At 65.3% G+C, this 550-nt stretch carries 1 protein-coding gene; it reads left to right on the top strand.

What is annotated here, in order from left to right:
- Window positions 1-312, top strand: a 312-nt coding sequence (locus ACKGJN_RS16685) for a hypothetical protein (RefSeq protein ID WP_409540695.1), incomplete at its 5' end; no start/stop codon positions are given.
- Between the last annotated feature and the right edge of the window lie 238 nt (window positions 313-550).

Below are 550 nucleotides of genomic sequence, written 5' to 3'. Positions count from 1 at the left end.
ACCCTGGATGAGGGGCAAATGCCCCGCCTGACGAACTACGAAGAATGGCTCGGGCCCGTCGAGATTTCCGCCGTTGCGGTGCCACACGGTTGCGTGGACGGATTCCTCTATGCCTACTGGCTGCGGCCTGCGGCTTATCTCGATCCCAAAGTCCGCGCGGCCATGTCTTCCTTCTGGGCGCTGGGCGACGTGAGCGAGGCCCTGGAAAGACTGTCCGGCGACCTGAACTCCGGCGCCTGGGCCGCGCGCTACGGCCACCTGCTGGATCTCGATGCCTACGACGCCGGCTACCGCCTCGTCACCACGAAATAGGTCCTTGCCGGACCGGAGACGCGGCCACGCCGCCACGCTGAAGCGTGGCGGCGTAATACTGCGCGCTTGCCGTTATGGCTGTGTCACGCGGTCAAGGAAGGCAAGCATCCGCTCCGCGATGAAGGGTCCCTCCTCCTCCAGGGCGAAATGGCCGGTGTCGAGCAGGTGGAACTCGAGATCCTTCAGGTCGCGCTTGTAGGGCTCGGCGCCCAGGGCCGGAAAGATCGGGTCGTTCTTG

Origin of the sequence: Gillisia xinjiangensis (assembly GCF_046298265.1) — a bacterium.
In the GTDB taxonomy this organism is placed as follows: domain Bacteria; phylum Bacteroidota; class Bacteroidia; order Flavobacteriales; family Flavobacteriaceae; genus Gillisia; species Gillisia xinjiangensis.
This window is presented reverse-complemented; position numbering and strand designations above follow the sequence as displayed.